Origin of the sequence: Paenibacillus sp. HB172176 (genome assembly GCF_011947265.1) — a bacterium.
Classification (GTDB): Bacteria; Bacillota; Bacilli; order Paenibacillales; family Paenibacillaceae; genus Pristimantibacillus.
In genome coordinates this window covers 231385-250689 of the sequence record NZ_JAATHD010000006.1, presented here as the reverse complement: position 1 = coordinate 250689, position 19305 = coordinate 231385, and the positions used below count along the sequence as shown (strand labels likewise).

Here is a 19305-nt window from a genome sequence, read left to right as displayed (position 1 = left end):
ATAAAGACTGCGCTTCAGTATGTCTTGCCTTCCAATTGAATTTGCACGATTCGCACAATATCGGCTATATAATCTCCGATGATCGGCAGATTCAGGGCGCCCAGAATTTGAAGCACATACAGAATGGTAGCCGCGAAGAAGGTGAAGCCGATCGCAATTCCGACGCCTCGCGCCAGGCCTGCGAGCAAATTTCGCCAGAGCAGCCTGTAAGGTCTATGCATAAGCTCGACGTAATCGGAGATTTGCGTGCGCTCCATCTTCTGAGCGATCTCCCTCAGCGACGCTTCAACCTGTTGCAGTGTATTCCTGACTTCGTTCTGCTCATTCGTTGACGGCTCCGAATTGCGCTTATCGTTGGCGTTGTCATTCTTTCGTATGTCCTTATGATTCACTTTGATCCTCATATGTATATCGCCTCCAATGAGGTAATACGCATCCCATTTTAGAGAACGAAAGCCCGACTCGCCAGCATGGCAAGCGGGCTTTCGTTCCCTGGACCTTCTTAGACTTAGACTTTGATGAAGATGCCTATTTCCTGATTGCCGAACGCGACGCGTTCCATATCCGCCGTCGACTCATACGAAACGGAATTCAGCAATACATTTTCATGCAGGACCTCCGAGAATGCCTCAAGCGCCGCCTTCAGTTCATTATTCGCGTCCAGCACGAGATCAATCCGTTTCTCAATTGCCAGATTCTGCTTCTTGCGAGTGTCTTGCACCGCGCGAATAACTTCTCGCACCCATCCCTCTTGCTCCAGCTCTGGTGTAATTTCCGTATTCAGAGCCACGGTCACGCCGCTGTCCGAAGCCGAAGCGAAGCCCGATTTCGCTTGCTTCTCCACCAGCAATTCGTCAAGCGTTACGACAAGCTCCTCCCCGTCCGCCGTTGTGAACGGGAATACGCCTTTGGCTACAACCTGACCGGCCAGCTCAGGAGCGAGCGCCTTTAAGGCTCCTTGCAGAGGACCGACATTTTTGCCGTATTTCTTCCCTGCAACCTTTAAGTTCAGCTTGAGATTGAAATCGACAAAGCCGCTGTCCGAATTCTGGACGACGATGCTCTTGACATTGATTTCGTCTTTGATAATCGCCTCGTACTCCTCGAGGGAGAAGTCGCGGCTCAGAGATACAATGAGCTCTGAAAGCGGTTGGCGCGTCTTGATTGCCGTATCGTTGCGCACGCTTCTCGCGAGCTCGACAATCTGCTTCGCGCTCTCCATATCGCGCTCCAGAGCTTCATCTATGAAGCCTGAATCTCCTGCCGGGAAGTCCGTCAGATGGACGCTGCCGACGCCGCCCAGATTTCCGTACATATCCTCGGCAAGCAGCGGCGCGTATGGCGCGATTAATTGCGACAGCGTAAGCAGCGTTTCTCTCAGCGTCTGGTACGCCGCGACCTTGTCTGTCGTCAATCCGCTTCCCCAGAAGCGGTCGCGCGAGCGGCGAATATACCAATTGCTCAGCTCATCGACGAACACTTCAATCGACTTTGCCGGATTAAGGAAATCATTGGCGTCCAGCCCCTTTGATACGGTTGAAACAAGCGAATGAAGTCTGGATATGATCCATCTGTCAAGCTTGTTCTCGGATACCGCGGCAGGATGCTCCAGAGCCTCGAAGCCGTCGATTGACGCATAGAGGGCGTAGAAGGCATGCGTGTTCACGATCGTATCGATCACCTTCGACTTCGCTTCGCCGACAATGCTTCGCGAGAACCGTTTGCTGTTCCATGGCGCGCTGTCCGACAGAAGCGCCCAGCGGAAAGCGTCGGTGCCGTATTCTTCGATAATTTCCCATGGATCAATGACATTGCCCTTGGACTTGGACATCTTCTGACCGTTCTCGTCGAGAATATGACCGGTCGACAGCACCGCCTTGTACGGCGCTTTACCGTTGTACAAGGTCGAAACCGCCAGCAAGGAGAAGAACCAGCCTCGCGTCTGATCGATGCCTTCGCAGATAATGTCCGCCGGATATTGATCCCTGAAGGCGGCTTCGTCGCCGAACGGATAATGCTGCTGCGCGAACGGCATGGAGCCGCTGTCGAACCAGACGTCGATCACCTCGGAGGTTCGTCGCATCACCGCGCCTTCGGAAAATGGCGATTTCAGCAAAATTTCGTCGACATACGGCTTGTGAAGCTCGATATCCTCCGGCACTTCTTCTACCGCCCGCGCCCGAAGATCGGCTATGCTGTCGGGCGCGTATTGCTTTCCGGTCTCTTCGCAGATCCATACATTAAGCGGCGTTCCCCAATAGCGGTTTCGGCTAATATTCCAGTCGACCAGGTCCTCCAGAAATTTGCCGAAGCGCCCTTCGCGGAGATGACCCGGATACCAATCGACGCCGTTATTATTCGCGATCAACTGCTCCTTGACTGCCGTTGTTTCGATGAACCAGCTCTCCGTAGCATAGTAGAGCAGCGGAGATTTGCAACGCCAGCAGAACGGATAGCTGTGCTCATAGCGCTCTTTCGCATAGAGCAATCCCTTCTCGCTCAGCATCTTCACGATGTCCACATCGCAGTCCTTGACGAAACGGCCCGCAAGCTCCGTCACTTCCTCGGTATATCGTCCCGCGTTATTGACCACGCTCAGCATGGAAATACCATTCTGGCGCGCCACCTTGTAATCATCCTCGCCGTGGGCGGGGGCGATGTGAACAATTCCTGTACCGCTCGTATCGCTGACGAACTCTCCCGGTATGACGATATGACCCTTCTCCAGCGGCACATATCGGAACGGCGGCTCATAGGCTTTGCCGATGAGCTCCGAGCCCTTCAGCGAAGACAGCACTTCATAGCCTTCCTTAAGCACATCCTCAGCCAAATTGCGGGCAACGATATACACTTCCCCGTTCTTCGACGCGCGTACGTAGTCCAGATCGGGATGCACGGCAAGCGCCGCGTTTGCGGGCAAGGTCCAAGGCGTCGTCGTCCAGGCGAGTATGAACTCTCCGGAATCGACCAGCTTGAATTTCGCCGTCGCGCTCAAATCCTTCACATCCTCGTACCCTTGCGCAACCTCATGCGAGCTCAGCGTCGTCTGGCAGCATGGGCAATACGGGCTGACGCGATGGCCGCGGTACAGCAAACCTTTCTTGTGGATTGTGGACAGGATATGCCACACCGTCTCGATATATTCGTTTTTCAGCGTAATATAGGGATCGTCGAGATCCGTCCAATATGCGATTGCTTCGGTCAGCTCCCGCCATTGCTTTTCGTAGACGAATACGGAATCCTTGCATTTCTTGATAAAAGCCTCTACGCCGTAATTCTCGATCTCCTGCTTGCCGGAGATGCCAAGCTGCTTCTCCACGCCAAGCTCTACCGGAAGGCCATGCGTATCCCAGCCGGCTTTGCGCACAACGCGGTATCCCGCCATCGTTCTGTAACGACAGATGAAATCCTTGATAACGCGTCCAAGCATATGGCCGATATGCGGCGCGCCGTTCGCGGTGGGCGGACCTTCGTAGAACACGAAGCTCGGTCTTCCTTCTCTATTCTCGATCGATTTCCTGAAGGTATTCTCTTCCTTCCATTGCTGCAATATTCGCAGCTCGCGGGCGCGCGCGCGCTCCTTCACATCAACGCGTTGCATATTCATCAATCTCCCTTCGCTCTTTCGAAAACATAAAAGCCCCGTCCCCTGTAGAAGGGACGAGGCTTGCTCGCGATACCACCCTTGTTCCGCTTGGCTTCTTCCTCACGGGAAGAGAGCCTTCCCTGTACAGGGCTGCGGCGCCTTAAGTGTGAATGTCTGTACATTCACGGTCCTGATAACGGGGGACTTCCGTCGACGCTTAATGCCGCTGCTATCCGCGGGTTCGGCTTCGCTTCTCGGAGCTGATATTCCGTATGCTTCCAAACGCCGGACTTTCACCAGTGGCCCGGCTCTCTGCGGATTGAAAATCATACGTACTTGGTCTCGTCATTGAAGTTCATTGTTAATCATCATTGTTCCTTCATCACAGCTTATGCATTTCGATAACAATAGTTATAGCGCAAAGCTTATTGCTTGTCAAATCGGATAGGGCTCGCCCGAAATTAACCTCTCAGAAGCTCCCGATCCGCTTCCTTCGCTTGCGTGTCGAGCGATTCCCAACCATCCTGCGACAAGAGCTCAAGCTGCGCTTCAACCAAGGTGCGGAACCTCGCGCGGTAGATCGAAGCCTGCTTCTTGAGCTCTTCCACCTCAAGCGAGACCTTGCGCGATTTGTTGAGCGATTCGTTAATGATCCGATCGGCGTTTTTCTCCGCTTCCTTGATAATAAGCTGAGCTTCCTTCTTCGCATTGTTGCGAACCTCGTCAGCGGCTTCCTGCGCTACGATAATGGTCTTGCTTAACGTATCTTCAATCGTCGTGAAATGATTAAGCTTCTCTTGAAGATTCAGCATCTGATTCTGAACTTCTTTATTTTCTCTAATAATGGCTTCATAATCCTTTATAACCAGATCGAGAAACTCATTAACCTCATCTTCGTCATAGCCTCTTAATCTTCTTGAGAATTCCTTGTTATGTATGTCCAATGGCGTAAGCGGCATTGGCGCACCTCCTCATAGAAAGTTGTTCCGTGGCAAGCGATGCTTCCATCGCCGAAATATACCGCCAGTTTGTCTGATGAGTAGGATTCGACAACAATGCTCCTTTTTCCTGCCGGAATTCAAATATATTTATTCGGACATACATCCCTTTCGACAACATTCAACGAGTCAAGCTCGAATGGAGGCGAGCCCATTGGCTTTGTTGTTCATCGCTCCGCCCCGGAATCGATTACTGTGTCAGCATCGTCAATACTTCTTTCATCGTTTCGCGAATCGTTACAATATCGGATCCATAGTACTTGTCTGTCTCCAGCATATGGACATGTCCTTCCTTCACTGCGTTAAGATTATTCCACAAGCCGGACTTCTCAATTTCCTCGAAGGCGGCTTTGTCATCTCCTTCGCCGCGCACAATAAGCAGAATATGATCGCCTGCGTATTCAGGAAGCTTCTCCAAGGAAATTTCAACCGCCGATCCGAACGGAGCTTTGTCAAGCTCGGCGGCTACCGGGGCCGGTGCATTCGCTTCAAGACTGCTGCGGAGCATGTAGCCTGCAAAGTTTCGATTGAGATAGATGCGCAGCCTGCCCTTCTCCACCCGAAAGATAGAAACCGTTTCATCGCCGATCGCCGCCTTCAGCCTGGCGCGGGCATCCACCGCTGCCGCCTCATAATCTTTAATCCAGGCAGCCGCTTCATCCGACTTCCCAACCAAATCCGCAATTTTCACAAAAATATCGTAAATGGGATCCTGATCGAAGGAAATATAATAGATCGGCGCAATTTTCTCGATCTGAGCCATCTGTTCCGGATAAATATCAAAGAAAACAGTTGGCGCGATCATCAAATCAGGATTCAAGGTCAGAATCTTCTCCAGATTGGGCGGATCGCCTATTTTCTCGACATCCTTCATCTGTTCCTGTGTGAACACAACCTTGAAGCCGTTATCGCCCGAGCCGACGGGCGTAATGCCCAGCGTCAACAACTCGCTTGCGAATTCCCCTGCAATTATCGCCTTGGGCGAGATTGACACTTCAACCTCGCGACCCAAATCATCCGTCACTGTTCGGAATTGCGGCGTTTCTTCTCCCCCGGTCGATTGCTCCTCCTTGCCCGTTTCGAGCTGTGAAGTCCCGGCAGTTGCTTGCGAAGCATTGCCGTTGCCATTGTTGCCATTTGAGCCGCATGCGCTCAATAGTAAAACCGCTGCCATTACGGTCAGCAACATGCCTGCCAGCCTTCTGAATGTACGTTCTGCCTGATGCATGATAACCTCCTATTTGATAATGATAATTAATATCATTAGCAATTGTACCTCCTATCAGGCTTTACTTCCATGGATGATCATTGCGCTAGGGATGGATATTTGTGACTTGTTTGTCCCCGGTTAGCAACACGGCAGCTTCCTCCATCTGAGCGAGAATGGATATCGGATCGAACGCGAGCCATCGCTTGACATCCAGCCTATAGACGCTCCCTGATGAGACAGCCGGATATTGTCGCCAAATTTCCATGGTCGAGAGCTTCTCCCAGTAGCTCATCGCCCCCTTATCAGGCTGAATCACGACAAACAAAGCATCCGCAGCATATAACGGCAGCTCTTCCGGCTCAATCACAATGGAATGAAAGTGAGCGTTGAACAGGGACAGCATTGTTATTTTATCCGGTGGCGAAAGTCCCAGTGACTCATATAGCGGATAACCCATATTCAGCATGCCATATACTTGCAGCAGATGCTCGCGAATTCGGATAACGGCCACCTTGCGTCTGCCAATCCGCTCCTTCACCTCGCTGCCAAGCTGCGCCTTGCGTTGTTCGTATCGCGCAATCCAGGCCTGGGCCTCCTCTTCTTTGCCGAACCGCTCTGCAAGCCTTGGCAATTGGTCATAGACAGGATCGGCGTGCATATCGATTGTTACTACCTGGCATGAATCCGGAATACCTTGTCCCCCGTCTTCTCTGGCAGTCAGCACGACGTCCGGCATCCACCGCTTCCATGCATCCGCTGCAACCCTGCCCTCGGCGTCGGCATTTAATTGTCCCGTCAATGTCGGATCTGGAGATAAACAGGCTCCTATCACGTTCCAATCGGCCGCTACCGGCACAAGTCCGAGGGCCGTACAATGACCGTAACCATCGAGTGCTGCAATTCGATGAGGCGGACGATTAGCATAATAGACGGGCGCAACGCCAACCCTTTGCTTGAAGCGCCTGCTGAAATGAAAGGGATCGGCAAAGCCGACAGCCCTCGCTATCTCGGATATGCCCATGTCCGATTCGAGCAGCAGCCGCTTCGCTTCCTCCATGCGAAGGTTGTTCAGGTATTCAAGGGGGCTTGCTCCTTTATATTTTTTGAAGATCCGGGAGTAATGCTCCTGATTCAACTCGGCGATGCTTGCCAGCGCCTCTCTGCCTATCACTTCTGCCAAATGCAGCTTCATATATGAGATAGTTTTTTCGATTTTCTCTGTGACAGCTTGCGATTTGACCGCTTTTCCCGGATAATCCTTTGGGTTACTTTCCATTATCCACCCTCCCGAAGCCGGATTTAGCTCCATATTGCATGGCATAAAGCAACAGTCGCCTTCATCCATGCAGGCGACTGTTCGGTATTGAAATCGTTAAATAAATTTGCCGATTTTCACGCGGATTCTGCCTTTTTTTGTCACTCCCTCGACCCCGAGCATCTTGAAACGGCCAAGTCCCTTGAAGGAAATCACATCGCCCTCCTTCAGCGGCTCGGATGGATTCTCGGTCGTCTTCCAATTCACGCGGCAGCGACCCGCGCGAATCGGATCCACGATTTTCGCCCGGCTGACCCGGTAGACATCGCTGGCGATGCCGTCCAGCCTCAAGGAAGCGACAGACAGCTCAAGCTCCTCCAGCTTCGGAATGACCGTACGAAGATCCTGCAACGGGACAACCTCGGTCAGCACGCTGTAGCGATGCACTTGACGCAGATGGATATTTAAGTAATCGGCAATTTCGTCCGAAACGATGATATGCGTAAAGGAATCATGCACATGAATATCGCCGATCCGATCCCTCTTAATGCCAAGTCCGAGCAACGCTCCCAAAAAATCGCCATGGTCCAGATCCAGTTTGTCTTGACCCGGAGCATGAGTCGACAGTACGGAGATACCTGCCTCTTCTTCTTCTAGATTGCGATAATGCGGTGCAATGATTGCTCTTCTTCGTTCAGCTTGCTCATAGCCGCCGTCCAGACGCACAGCCGCATCCCCGTTGCGATTGGCCAGCATGGTCACGATCTCGGCCTGCCTCGGATCCAAAAAATCGGTCCGCCTGAGCTCATGCAGCTCGGCGGACCGTTCTATCCATTCCGTCGCCCGATCGACAAACGGCTTCTCGTCTCCATGAAAATGCTCATAAATCGTTTGCTTCATCATCATTCATCCGCCTTAGAACAAATCAAAGATATAAACCAGCACGGCGATCAAGCCTGCCGATATAAAACGCAGCGCGAAAATCGCAATAATCGGCGATAAATCGAGCACGCCTCCGATTGGAGGAATAAATCTGCGGAAAATACTGATATACGGCTCCACGATTTTGCCGAGCAACTGCCCGATAAAGCTTTCGCGGGCATTGGGAAACCAGGATAACAGCACATATCCGATAATCAAATAGCTATAGATTTCTAAAGCTATACTTACTAGGTTCAATACAAAAGCTTCCAATCCGTGGTCACCTCATTTTGTTGTAATCGTTCTCCTCCGCCAGCATCTCTGATATGGAGCCCTGGATTTCCACGGTATCCGGCGTGCAAAGAAATATATTAGGACCCAGCTTCGAGATGCCGCCGCCTAAAGCGTACACTGTACCGTTCAAGAAATCAACAATTCGCATAGCCAGATCGCCGCGCACACGCTGCAGATTAACGACGACCGCTCTTCTGGATTTCAGATGATCCGCAATTTCCTGCGCGTCGTCGTAGGAACGGGGCTCGCTTAATACGACCCTTGCGTTCTTCTGCGAATGGATGCTGACCACATTATTGCTGGCGGCAGTATTGCTTCTTGTATTTCTACGCGCCTCGAACGCGGAGGTTTCATTCTCCTGATCATCCGCTTGAGAAATTTGTTCCCGCTCGATAATTTCCTCCTCTTCCTGCAAACCGAGAAAATTCATAAACCGATTCATAACGCTCATCGCTCATTCCTCCTCTTTTCCCACTAATATGGTTCCTAGTCTTACCCAAGTCGCTCCCTCTTCAATCGCGATCTCGAAATCATTCGACATGCCCATCGACAACTCCGTCAAATCGGTCCCTCCGGGCAATTGCTTCATCTCGTCCCTGAGCTCGCGAAGCCCGCGAAATACCGCTCTCGTATCCTCGGCATGCTCGGCGTGAGGCGCCATTGTCATGAGGCCGATAATTTTCAGCGCCGGGAAGCTCTGCAGCTGCTGAAGAAAATCAGGCAGCTCCCTTGGCTCCATGCCGTGCTTGGACGCTTCGCCCGACACGTTCACCTGTAAGAAGCAAGGAACCGTAATACCCATCAGGGAAGCTTTGCTCTGAAGAGCTTCCGCAAGCGAAAGCCTGTCCAGCGAATGAATGTATGTGAATTTCCCAATGACTTCCTTCACCTTGTTCGTCTGCAGCGTTCCGATGAAATGCCAGATCGGCTCATCATTCGGAGACTCTGCGGATTCGTGGAACGCCTCCCATTTCGCCTTCGCGTCCTGCCATCTGTTCTCGCCCAGATGCTCGAGCCCGCTGTCAAAAGCTGCTTTCGCCGTATCGACGGAAACATACTTCGTCACCGCGATGATTTGAATGTCATCCCGGCTTCTGCCGGAACGCTCGCATGCCGCCGCGATCCGCCGCTCGACCAGCTCCAGTCGTTTTGCCATAGTCATTTGCAACTTCACCTCTTTACGAAAAGCCGATCCAGCTTGCCATTCGACCTGTCAGCCCCGCCTCCATCCGGTGAGAGAAGAACAGATCGGTACGGCAGCCGGTACACCACTTGCTTAATTCGATATGGATCGGCAAAATTCCTGCTTTTATCATAATCTGTCGGTTTATTTCTTTCAAGTTCAGTCGGGCCTTGCCGCCGGCTTCAAGCTTCATGCATGTCTCCTGCTTGTCCCCGGGCAGCTGCAGTTCGTTCAAGAGCCGCTCCACCTCGCGAATGACAGCCCCGTCAACCTCGTAGCAGCATGGACCGATCGACGGACCGATTGCCGCCTGCATGACTTCGGGCTTCGCGCCGTACGCCTCTCCCATCGCAGCGATCGTACGATCGGCGATTTCCCCTACAGTGCCGCGCCATCCCGCGTGGGCGAGAGCGACAGCCTTGACATCCGGCGCGTAGAAATAGAGCGGCACGCAATCCGCATAAAGCGATGTCAACAGCACGCCGGAGACATTCGTCATTAAGGCATCGCAGCCGGCAATCCCATCCACCAAGGCCGATCTGCCCTTGCCACGCTCCGCCGCGGTCACCTGGAAAACCTCGCTGCCATGCACCTGCTCCGCGCATGTCCAAGCCTCGAACGGCCACCGGAGCGCCTCAGTCAGCCGCTTGCGATTCGTTATAACTGAATCGTCGCGGTCGCGGACATGCAGACCCAGATTAAGCGATTGCCACTGCTCCTCGCTCACGCCTCCCAATCTCGAGGAAAAGCCGGCGTCAAGCTCGTTATGCTGCTCCATCCAAGGCGACAATAAAAAAAGCGAAGACTTCTTCGCTTCCATGTTGAACGGCTCCACCTGCTCACCTCATTCCTGCTATTTCCTATCCGTTTCCGTTTGATTGCTTCTTTCAGTGTACCGCCTTACGATCGCACATGCAAATCATCCTCTTCGGCTCTTATCGTCTTCGATTCATCGAGCCGAACCAGCACGACATCCGCGCCGATCTTCACAATGCTGCGCCAAGGGATGACGATCTCCGTGCCGCTGCTGCCGAACAGCCCGAACACCTTCGTGAATTGCGGAACGATGACGGCATCGATTCGCCCCTGTCTGAGATCAAGCTCGAGATCGGTAATTTGCCCAAGCTTCTTGCCGTCCACAATATTAATGACATCCTTCGTCTGGAAATCGGATATTTTCAAGCATGCTCACCACTTTTCCGGCAAATTGGCTTTATCCCGCGCCGTACGCGCCATTACTTTATCCTATGTTGCCGTCCCGCAAAATAGAAACAGCCCCCCTCCCGTATGGCGTACGGGAAGGAGGCTGCTTGGAGCTCCTTGCTATGTTTTCACATGCTTCTGCATTTGCCCGATGGCCGACTTCTCCAGCCTGGACACCTGCGCCTGGGATATGCCGATTTCATCGGCAACCTCCATCTGGGTCTTGCCCTCGAAGAAACGCATCGACAGAATCATTTTCTCCCGATCATTCAGCTTGGTCATCGCCTCGCGAAGCGCGATTTCTTCGATCCATGACACATCCTTGTTGCGATCGTCGCTGATTTGATCCATCACATAGATTGGATCCCCTCCGTCATGATAGATCGGCTCGAACAGGGAAACCGGATCCTGAATCGCATCAAGCGCGAATACAACATCCTCCTTCGGCACGTTCAGCGCCTCCGAGATTTCGAATATCGTCGGTTCGCGACAATTTTTGTTCGTCAGGCTATCGCGAACCTGCAGCGCTTTATAAGCAATATCCCGAAGGCTTCGGGACACCCTGATCGGGTTGTTATCGCGCAGATACCGACGAATTTCGCCGATAATCATCGGCACGGCATAGGTGGAAAATTTGACATTTTGACTAAGGTCGAAATTATCGATCGCCTTCATAAGTCCGATGCAGCCGACCTGGAACAGATCGTCCACAAACTCTCCCCTATTGTTGAATCGTTGAATGACGCTTAGCACCAGCCGCAGATTGCCGTTTACTAATTTCTCTCTTGCTGCCCACTCATTTCGGGTTTGTAATGCCGTGAACAGCTCTCTCATCTCGACATTGGTCAGCACAGGCAGTTTCGCGGTATCCACTCCACAGATCTCGACTTTATTTCGGGTCAACGTGATTACCTCCCAAGGAGAAACATTAATGTTCATTATCTCCCTGAGCGTTCTTTTTATTCCTGAGCTGACATCTCGAGGCAATGCGCACAAATCTCGAAACACGGCAAATCCTTATACCATCTTGTTAAATTCCTTCCGAAGGCGCTTAATAATTCTTTTTTCGAGCCTGGAAATGTACGATTGGGAAATACCGAGCATATCCGCAACATCCTTCTGCGTTTTCTCCTCACCGTCAGCGAGGCCGAAGCGAAGCTCCATAATGATGCGCTCTCGTTCGGATAATTTGTCGAGCGCTTTATGCAGCAGCTTGCGGTCGACCTGCTCCTCGATATTGCGGTAGATCGTGTCATTCTCCGTGCCGAGCACATCCGAGAGCAGCAGCTCGTTGCCGTCCCAATCGATATTCAGCGGCTCGTCGAAGGATACCTCCGTGCGAATCTTGCTGTTGCGTCTGAGATACATCAGAATTTCGTTCTCGATGCATCTCGATGCGTAAGTAGCCAGCTTGATTTTCTTCTCGGGATCGAAGGTGTTGACAGCCTTGATCAAGCCGATAGCTCCGATGGAAACCAAATCCTCGATATGAATGCCCGTATTCTCGAACTTTCTCGCAATATAGACAACCAGACGAAGATTCCGCTCAATCAGCATGGCTCTAATCGCCGTATCGCCAGACGGAAGCTTCTCCAGCAAATATTCCTCTTCTTCACGGGTCAGAGGCGGCGGCAGCGCCTCGCTTCCCCCAATATAATAGATTTCCTCGCTTTTCATTCCGAACAGGAACAGAAGGCGATAATAATAGAGCTGCATGATCAGTTTATATTTGACGAGCATAAGACCCATCCCTCCCAGGTGAATTGATAGTGCGCCCGGTGAATTATTGCTGCCCGGTATGTGTTGCTTCGATTACGATCCGACCATTGACGGATGGATAATGGCTTGATAGGCGCCATCCGAGGCAAGCTTGCCCCCGTCGAGACCGATGAGCACCTTGCTTGTTTCGTACACCCTTCCCTCGCAGCAGACCTTCACCGCATCGGGCTTCACCGCCAGCATGAATTGCGATCCCCGATTCACCCCTCGGAACGGCACAAGCCGCAGCCTGTCTTGCCATACGAACGATGAGCCGTCCAGGCCCGCTACCAATCGATCTACCTGCGCGCTCTTAATGCTCGCAAGCCACGAAGCCGGCAGCTCCTCCTCCCATCTTGAGGCTTCCATCACCATGACCGGCGTGCGCGTCAGCGGATCATAGAGCTGATTGCCCGTATCGATTAGGCCGATGCATGTATAGATCCCTTCTCCAATGTGTATCGTTACTTCTGCTAAATGTGTGCGCACCAGCTCCCGTTCTTGCTTCTGCGTCAGGACAGAGCGATAGATATATATTCCGATGCAAAATGCGGCGATGAAATAAAAAAAACCTAGCCGCAGCTCCGCCTGCATGCTGCCGCCGGCGAAGGATATCGTTTCCCACATCTTGCCCGAGCCCTGAATGAACAAATAGTACAGTCCCAGAACCGCTCCGGCAGCCACGAAATTGACCGTATAAAATGCAGCCGTAGTGCGGAAAAAATGTTGAAGGGAATGAAAGCCGAACGTAATCCAGATCATAAACAGGGAGAACAAAATTTTCACGCCTAAAGTAAACAGGAATGATAACGGGGGCACCAGCATAAGTACAACATAGCAGGCTCCGCACGCTGAAGCAGCCAGCACCCGCCAAGGATTTGGCTTGAAATGGCGAACCCATGCGGTCGTAAGGAGAACTGCGCCGTCTATCAGCATTTCCCGCAAAAACAGAAGATCAGCATAAACCGTCATGAGAGTCCCCTTCCTCCAGGATCGACACATCAAAGCGCTACTTAAGCTTCGCGGGGAAACTACCTGAGACTAGTATATTGTAATCCTATTTCAAAGTCTGTCTATTCATGACGGTGCCCCCTATCTTTTTTTGTCGACTACTCATAAAAAAAACGCCTCCTCCATAATGGAAGAGACGTCTCTAAAGCTTGAATTATCTGTCGCCGCGAGGCTGCTTGCGCAGAAAAGCGGGAATTTCCAGCTGATCGCTCGTTGTCGACCCGGAACCGAAAGGCTTCACTCCGTTCGAGCTGGAAGCGGGCTTGGATTCACTCGCATCCGAGCTTTGCTGCGAGGGGCGACGCGCAGGCGTTTGCTGCTGCATCGGCTTCGATTCAAAACCGGTCGCAATGACAGTAACCTTGATTTCATCCTTCAGATCCTCGTCGATAATCGCGCCGAAGATCATATTCACATCCGGATCGGATGCGGAGATGACAATCTCGGCCGCTTCATTCACTTCATAAAGCGACAGGTTGTTGCCGCCCGTAATATTCATGATAACGCCGCGAGCTCCATCAATGGACGTCTCGAGCAACGGACTCATAATCGCTTTGCGAGCAGCTTCCGCCGCGCGATTCTCGCCTGTCGCTACGCCGATCCCCATCAATGCGGAGCCGCGCTCCGTCATGATCGTCTTCACGTCGGCAAAGTCGAGGTTGATCAAGCCGGGAACGGCAATCAAATCCGAGATGCCCTGCACCGCTTGCCGAAGCACGTTATCCGCTTCTCTGAACGCTTCCAGCATCGGCGTCTTCTTGTCGACGATCTCGAGCAGACGGTCATTCGGAATGACAATCAGCGTATCGACCTTTTCCTTCAACGCTTCAATGCCAAGCTCGGCTTGTCCGGAACGCTTGCGTCCTTCGAAGGTGAACGGTCTTGTTACGACACCGACGGTCAAAGCGCCGCATTCGCGGGCAATCTCGGCGATGACCGGCGCTGCTCCTGTACCTGTGCCTCCGCCCATGCCAGCCGTAACGAACACCATGTCGGAGCCCTTTAATTGATTCATAATTTGTTCGCGGGATTCCTCGGCCGCCTTGCTTCCGACCTCCGGATTCGCTCCGGCGCCAAGTCCGCGGGTCAGCTTGTCGCCAATCTGCAGCTTATGCTCCGACTTTGCAAGATGAAGCGCTTGAGCATCCGTGTTAACGGTTATGAACTCAACACCCTTCACGCCATTCTCGATCATGCGGTTGACCGCATTGCTGCCGCCGCCGCCTACGCCTATTACTTTTATTTGGGCGAGCTGTTCAAGCTCCATGTCGAATTCCAACATCTCTCATTATCCCCCAGTCAAATAAATTCGTTAAACATATTTTTAATCTTCTCAAACATACCGGGTTTAGTAGAAGGTGATGGACCCGCTTTACGACTTGAAGATTTTTTGGCTGAACCGGCGCTGCTGACTCCCATATACTTCGATACGTATTGAATCATTCCGACGCCGCTGCTGTATGCCGCATCCTTCACGCCGATATAATCGGGCAGAGCGATTCGCACGGAGGCTTCGAGCTCCGCTTGCGCCAGCGCCAGCGTGCCGGGCAAGGAAACTGCGCCGCCTGTAAGAACATATCCGTTCACATTGTCTCCATAGCCAAGCCGCCTAACCTCTTGGCGAATCAATTGGAAGATTTCCTGCATTCGAGGCTCTATAATGCTTGCAAGATCCTTCTGCGAGAATTCCTTCTCCACATTGCTTCCCATGCGCGTCACTTTGAATTTCACGTCTTCCGCCGCATCCTCAACGTTCGCACAGCCGTACTTCAGCTTGAACTTCTCGGCTTGATCGCTCTGCGTCCGCAGACCGTAGGCAATATCATTCGTTACGAATTCCCCGCCGATTGGCAAGGCCGAGATAGCCGCGAGGCCGCCTTGATCATAGACGGCAATCGTGCAGGAGCCGGCTCCGATATCGGCCAGAACCGTTCCCATCATCTTCTCGTCCTTCGAAAGCGACATCACGCCCGTGGCAAGGGACAAGAGAATGACGCCGTTAATGCGCAGGCCCGCCTTCTCCACGCAGCGCATCAGATTATGTATCGCCGTCTTCGCGCCTGTCACGATCGTCGCTTCCACTTCGAGGCGCACGCCGATCATGCCTCTTGGATCGGAGATGCCCTCGAGACCGTCAACCAAATACTGCTTCGGTACGAGATTAATAATTTCGCGTTCAGGCGGAAGAGCTACCACCTTCGCCGCTTGAATGACGCGTTCAATGTCTTCTTCGCCAATTTCCCTATCCTCATTGGACACGGCTACGACGCCATGATTCGTCTGCAATGCGATATGATTGCCTTGAATGCCGACATAAACATCGGATATTTGAATGCCGACCATGCGCTCCGCATGTTCAATCGCGTTGCGGATGGACTGGACAGTCTGATCAATATCAACGATTGCGCCCTTCCGAATTCCTTCCGAGTCAGCAGATCCAACGCCAATAATATTAATGGCTCCATTATTCATCTCACCAATAATAGCTCGAACTTTGGATGTACCGATGTCCAAACTAACTATGATGTCATTACTGCTCAACTTGCGGCACCTCCGTTTCCCATAATGATAACTGCATGTATCATGTATATTGTGTTCCCAACCAAGTCTATCTACATATTCAACGCGCTTAATATTTTCCCTCTTTTTTCAACAAATATTTCGCAACCCCCCGCAGTTCCCTGTCGAATCAAGGGATATTAGGCATGAACAGACGCAGTCATCTAAACCAATACCCCAAAATCGAAAAACTGAAACAGCTTCATGAAACATTTGCAAAAGAACAAGCACCTTAAATTCTACCATTCTTTCAAGCTATTGAGTAGTATCTTTTTGCCCATTCTGGCTATTACCAGAATCCTCCTGATCGAAAGGCACATACGTGTCGGCGAGGAGCATCGTTATCTTGCCCGGCTCCTGCGTCTCAATGACCGCGTTCAACGCCTCAATCTTCTCGGTCAGCACCGAAACGGCCGTAATCACTTCGAATTTCGTTCTGGTATACATACGGATGCGATCCGGATACGCCGTGGATGGATCAGGCATGATCTCCGACAAATCCGACAATTGCTTGGAGGGAATCGCGGCCAGCTTGGCCGTCAGTTCTTTCTTCACCGGATCCTCCTTGCTCCAGCCGGTAAGCACGGGCTTGTCCGCCAGTCGGATGCCGTTCTCCTCGTCCACGGTCTCCGTGCCATTGGACAGAAGCGCGACCCAAGATCCTTCGCTGCTGAGCTCGAATGCAACAACGGGATATTCCTGCACCTTCAGCTTGATGACGCCGGGAAAGGACTTGGTCACATCGACCTTCTCCACCTCGGGAAGCTTGCTTACCCGCTCCGCCAAAGAAGCAGACGATACCCGGAAGAACGCGTCTCCCGTTTCAATCCCCGCCGCCTCGACGACCTCCGCATTCGTCGTATACTGCAAACCTGATATTTGAATCTCCGAAATTTTGCTGATGGAAGAATTGAAGAATAAAACGGCCAGAAGCGCCATAAACAATAAAATAACGATTGCCAGAAGCTTCTTATTGCCTCTGCGCTTGCGCTCCGGCTCCTTCAGCACAGGCATCTGCACGCTCATAACTTGTCCCTCTTTTCGCTGAAACACCGGCTCCCCCGCCAAAGCGCTTGAAGGAAGCCGGTCATTCCTGTCTTCAACTATTATTAGGCACGGGCAAGGATCTGGAGATCGTCGCGCCAAGTTTGGCAAGCATGACCTCAATCTTCTCATAACCCCGGTCGATATGATGAACCTGCTCGACAATCGTTCTGCCTTGAGCAGCCAGCCCTGCGATGACCAAGGCCGCGCCAGCCCGCAAATCCGTTGCCTCCACCGTGGCGCCGTACAATCTCGGAACGCCTCTGATGAAAGCCGCGTTCAGATCGACGCGAATATCCGCGCCCATCCTCGACAATTCGTCAACATGCTTGAGTCGTCCCTCGAAAATCGTCTCCTTCATAATGCTTACACCGTCGGCAAGCGCCAGCAGCACCATAATTTGAGATTGCAGATCGGTAGGAAAAGCCGGGTAGGGCGCTGTTACGATTCTCTCAATTGCACGCGGCCTGACAAGACCGTCAACCCTTATTATATCATCGTCTACGATAATTTGAACACCAGAGCGGCGCATGACGTGAATGAGCGAGGTTAGATGCGCAGGCTGCGTGCGTTGAAGCACGACCGAGCCTCGGGTCGCCGCTGCCGCCACCATGACGGTTCCGGTCACAATGCGGTCCGGAATAACCTCATAGCGGCAAGGAGTCAGACGATTCACGCCTTCGATCGTAATCGTATCCGTTCCCGCTCCCATGATTTTGGCGCCCATGCGAACCAGGTAATGCTGCAAATCTGTTATTTCCGGCTCTCTTGCCGCATTGCTGATCGTCGTTCTGCCATCGGCAAGCACGGCGGCCATCATAATATTCTCCGTCGCCCCCACGCTGGGAAAGCCAAGATGAATATCCGCGCCGATTAGTTTATCCGCTCGACAGATGATCCGGTTGCCAATTTCTTCGATCTCCGCTCCGAGAGCCTTCAGGCCTTGCAGATGAAGATCGATCTTGCGCTCGCCTATCGCGCAGCCTCCGGGCAGATAGACCTGCGCCTCTCCGAACCTCGCAAGCAGCGGCCCCATCAGGAAAATAGACGATCTCATCAGTTTCATTAACGGCTCAGGAACATGCGACGTGTGCACGGCTGACGTATCAAGCACAACCGTATCTTCTTTATGCTCAGCGCGGCATCCTAATTCGCGTAAAATGTTCAGCATAACCTCGATATCAAGCAAATGCGGGACATGTTCGATTTTCGATACGCCATCCCCTAATAAACTTGCTGCCAATATCGGCAAAGCGGCATTTTTCGCTCCTTGGATCACGATGGTTCCTGATAGTGGTTTCCCGCCTTCAATCACCAATTTGTCCAATGTATCACCTCCGAGTTACCGCTCGCCCACCACCAATACCTCAGGCACCAGCCGAACGCCGAAGCGCTCCTCGACCGTGCTCTGAATGTGGGACATGAGGGCGAGAACATCTCTTGCTGTCGCTTGCCCGGTGTTGACAATAAAATTGGCGTGTTGCTCGGACACTTGCGCTCCTCCGATAGAGAACCCCTTCAGCTCCGCCTCCTGAATCAATCTGGCGGCGTAATCATCCGGCGGATTGCGGAACACGCTTCCCGCGCTGGGCTGCTGAAGCGGCTGCGTACGAATTCTGCGCTCTTTATTCGAAGCCATTGCGGAGGCGATTTCCATTCGTTCTCCTTTTTGCAGCTCGAAGGCGGCTTCGACAACGGCCCCTTTGATTTCATGCAGAATGGAATGACGATAAGAGAATCGCATATCCTCGCTTTCGAAGCGAACCAATTCGCCTGTTTCCAGTACAATGTCAGCATATTTGAAAATGCGCGACACATCTGATCCCAGCGCTCCTGCGTTCATATAGACAGCTCCGCCGACCGTGCCCGGAATTCCCCCCGCGAATTCGAGTCCGGTCAGTCCTTCCCTGCCCGCCATGACCGACAGCTTAATGAAGGAGTACGATGCGCCGGCAATGGCGGTCGTTCCTTCGAAACGCACGTAATCGAGATCTCCTGACGGCTTGATCACAACGCCGCGAATGCCCTTGTCGCTGACCAGCATATTCGAGCCTCTGCCGAGATTGTTCCAGCCAAGGCCATGCTTATGCAGCAGTTTGACAGTCGCGATCAGCTCTGCTCTGTTTCGCGGAAGGATTAACAAATCGGCAGGTCCGCCGATCTTCCAGGTTGTATGTTTCGAGAGCGGCTCGCCCGGTAAATATTCGGCTGTGCCGGATTGCTTAAGCTCCGCTATGAATGCTTCCACTGTGATAGCCTCCTTCAATGCTCCGTTCAGAGTGT

Annotated in this window: 19 protein-coding genes and 1 other annotated feature; all 19 genes read right to left on the bottom strand. The window is 52.4% G+C overall.

The genetic code is table 11. From position 1 onward, the window contains the following. Positions 1-14 precede the first annotated feature (14 nt). Positions 15-404, bottom strand: coding sequence for a DUF5665 domain-containing protein (locus HFP08_RS11335; protein ID WP_240941282.1), 390 nt, complete (start codon positions 402-404; stop codon positions 15-17). 104 nt (positions 405-508) lie between these two features. After that, positions 509-3601, bottom strand: coding sequence for an isoleucine--tRNA ligase (gene ileS / locus HFP08_RS11330; RefSeq protein ID WP_168120706.1), 3093 nt, complete (start codon positions 3599-3601; stop codon positions 509-511). Positions 3602-3653: 52 nt separating this feature from the next. Then, positions 3654-3944: a binding site (T-box leader), on the bottom strand. 103 nt (positions 3945-4047) lie between these two features. Further along, positions 4048-4545 carry a DivIVA domain-containing protein gene (locus HFP08_RS11325; RefSeq protein ID WP_168120705.1) on the bottom strand — a complete coding sequence of 166 codons (498 nt, stop codon included), beginning with the start codon at positions 4543-4545 and terminating at the stop codon, positions 4048-4050. A 229-nt stretch (positions 4546-4774) separates the two neighbouring features. Continuing rightward, the gene (locus HFP08_RS11320; protein ID WP_168120704.1) at positions 4775-5812 is read right to left on the bottom strand and encodes an ABC transporter substrate-binding protein; all 1038 of its coding nucleotides are present in this window, start codon (positions 5810-5812) and stop codon (positions 4775-4777) included. A gap of 85 nt (positions 5813-5897) precedes the next feature. Continuing rightward, positions 5898-7070, bottom strand: a complete 1173-nt coding sequence (locus HFP08_RS11315; RefSeq protein ID WP_168120703.1) for a helix-turn-helix domain-containing protein — start codon at positions 7068-7070, stop codon at positions 5898-5900. A gap of 96 nt (positions 7071-7166) precedes the next feature. Continuing rightward, the gene (locus HFP08_RS11310) at positions 7167-7949 is read right to left on the bottom strand and encodes a YlmH family RNA-binding protein (RefSeq protein ID WP_168120750.1); all 783 of its coding nucleotides are present in this window, start codon (positions 7947-7949) and stop codon (positions 7167-7169) included. Between the two features lie 15 nt (positions 7950-7964). Next, positions 7965-8228, bottom strand: a complete 264-nt coding sequence (locus tag HFP08_RS11305) for a YggT family protein (protein ID WP_240941281.1) — start codon at positions 8226-8228, stop codon at positions 7965-7967. Positions 8229-8250: 22 nt separating this feature from the next. Further along, a complete protein-coding gene (locus HFP08_RS11300) occupies positions 8251-8715 on the bottom strand; it encodes a cell division protein SepF (protein ID WP_168120701.1) in 465 nt (154 codons plus the stop codon). A 3-nt stretch (positions 8716-8718) separates the two neighbouring features. Then, positions 8719-9426 (bottom strand): YggS family pyridoxal phosphate-dependent enzyme, encoded by a 708-nt coding sequence (locus tag HFP08_RS11295; protein ID WP_206109226.1) that lies wholly within the window; start codon positions 9424-9426, stop codon positions 8719-8721. A gap of 16 nt (positions 9427-9442) precedes the next feature. Then, positions 9443-10267 carry a peptidoglycan editing factor PgeF gene (gene pgeF / locus HFP08_RS11290; RefSeq protein WP_168120699.1) on the bottom strand — a complete coding sequence of 275 codons (825 nt, stop codon included), beginning with the start codon at positions 10265-10267 and terminating at the stop codon, positions 9443-9445. 80 nt (positions 10268-10347) lie between these two features. Further along, positions 10348-10629 carry a YlmC/YmxH family sporulation protein gene (locus HFP08_RS11285; RefSeq protein WP_168120698.1) on the bottom strand — a complete coding sequence of 94 codons (282 nt, stop codon included), beginning with the start codon at positions 10627-10629 and terminating at the stop codon, positions 10348-10350. Positions 10630-10770: 141 nt separating this feature from the next. Next, a complete protein-coding gene (gene sigG / locus HFP08_RS11280; protein WP_168120697.1) occupies positions 10771-11553 on the bottom strand; it encodes an RNA polymerase sporulation sigma factor SigG in 783 nt (260 codons plus the stop codon). Positions 11554-11667: 114 nt separating this feature from the next. Then, positions 11668-12390: an RNA polymerase sporulation sigma factor SigE gene (sigE, locus tag HFP08_RS11275; RefSeq protein WP_168120696.1), complete on the bottom strand. Its 723-nt coding sequence runs from the start codon at positions 12388-12390 to the stop codon at positions 11668-11670. Positions 12391-12462: 72 nt separating this feature from the next. After that, entirely contained in the window at positions 12463-13380 is a 918-nt protein-coding gene (spoIIGA, locus tag HFP08_RS11270) for a sigma-E processing peptidase SpoIIGA (protein ID WP_168120695.1), read from the bottom strand. A gap of 193 nt (positions 13381-13573) precedes the next feature. Next, positions 13574-14701, bottom strand: coding sequence for a cell division protein FtsZ (gene ftsZ, locus HFP08_RS11265; RefSeq protein WP_168120694.1), 1128 nt, complete (start codon positions 14699-14701; stop codon positions 13574-13576). A gap of 17 nt (positions 14702-14718) precedes the next feature. Further along, complete coding sequence (ftsA, locus tag HFP08_RS11260; RefSeq protein WP_168120693.1) at positions 14719-15960, bottom strand: cell division protein FtsA; 1242 nt, start codon at positions 15958-15960, stop codon at positions 14719-14721. Between the two features lie 273 nt (positions 15961-16233). Beyond that, on the bottom strand, positions 16234-17004 hold the full coding sequence (locus HFP08_RS11255; RefSeq protein ID WP_168120692.1) for a cell division protein FtsQ/DivIB: 771 nt from the start codon (positions 17002-17004) through the stop codon (positions 16234-16236). Positions 17005-17077: 73 nt separating this feature from the next. After that, positions 17078-18349, bottom strand: coding sequence for a UDP-N-acetylglucosamine 1-carboxyvinyltransferase (murA, locus tag HFP08_RS11250; protein WP_168120691.1), 1272 nt, complete (start codon positions 18347-18349; stop codon positions 17078-17080). 15 nt (positions 18350-18364) lie between these two features. Further along, a complete protein-coding gene (gene murB / locus HFP08_RS11245; protein WP_168120690.1) occupies positions 18365-19270 on the bottom strand; it encodes a UDP-N-acetylmuramate dehydrogenase in 906 nt (301 codons plus the stop codon). Positions 19271-19305: the final 35 nt, after the last annotated feature.

Excerpts from the sequence above, each read along its gene's own strand:
- HFP08_RS11315 (WP_168120703.1), bottom strand. The coding sequence starts at position 7,070 with ATGGAAAGTAACCCAAAGGATTATCCGGGAAAAGCGGTCAAATCGCAA.
- ftsZ (WP_168120694.1), bottom strand. The coding sequence starts at position 14,701 with ATGTTGGAATTCGACATGGAGCTTGAACAGCTCGCCCAAATAAAAGTA.
- HFP08_RS11325 (WP_168120705.1), bottom strand. The coding sequence starts at position 4,545 with ATGCCGCTTACGCCATTGGACATACATAACAAGGAATTCTCAAGAAGA.
- spoIIGA (WP_168120695.1), bottom strand. The coding sequence starts at position 13,380 with ATGACGGTTTATGCTGATCTTCTGTTTTTGCGGGAAATGCTGATAGAC.
- HFP08_RS11335 (WP_240941282.1), bottom strand. The coding sequence starts at position 404 with ATGAGGATCAAAGTGAATCATAAGGACATACGAAAGAATGACAACGCC.
- ileS (WP_168120706.1), bottom strand. The coding sequence starts at position 3,601 with ATGCAACGCGTTGATGTGAAGGAGCGCGCGCGCGCCCGCGAGCTGCGA.
- HFP08_RS11295 (WP_206109226.1), bottom strand. The coding sequence starts at position 9,426 with ATGACTATGGCAAAACGACTGGAGCTGGTCGAGCGGCGGATCGCGGCG.
- HFP08_RS11310 (WP_168120750.1), bottom strand. The coding sequence starts at position 7,949 with ATGAAGCAAACGATTTATGAGCATTTTCATGGAGACGAGAAGCCGTTT.
- sigE (WP_168120696.1), bottom strand. The coding sequence starts at position 12,390 with ATGCTCGTCAAATATAAACTGATCATGCAGCTCTATTATTATCGCCTT.
- pgeF (WP_168120699.1), bottom strand. The coding sequence starts at position 10,267 with ATGGAAGCGAAGAAGTCTTCGCTTTTTTTATTGTCGCCTTGGATGGAG.
- HFP08_RS11255 (WP_168120692.1), bottom strand. The coding sequence starts at position 17,004 with ATGAGCGTGCAGATGCCTGTGCTGAAGGAGCCGGAGCGCAAGCGCAGA.
- HFP08_RS11300 (WP_168120701.1), bottom strand. The coding sequence starts at position 8,715 with ATGAGCGTTATGAATCGGTTTATGAATTTTCTCGGTTTGCAGGAAGAG.
- HFP08_RS11320 (WP_168120704.1), bottom strand. The coding sequence starts at position 5,812 with ATGCATCAGGCAGAACGTACATTCAGAAGGCTGGCAGGCATGTTGCTG.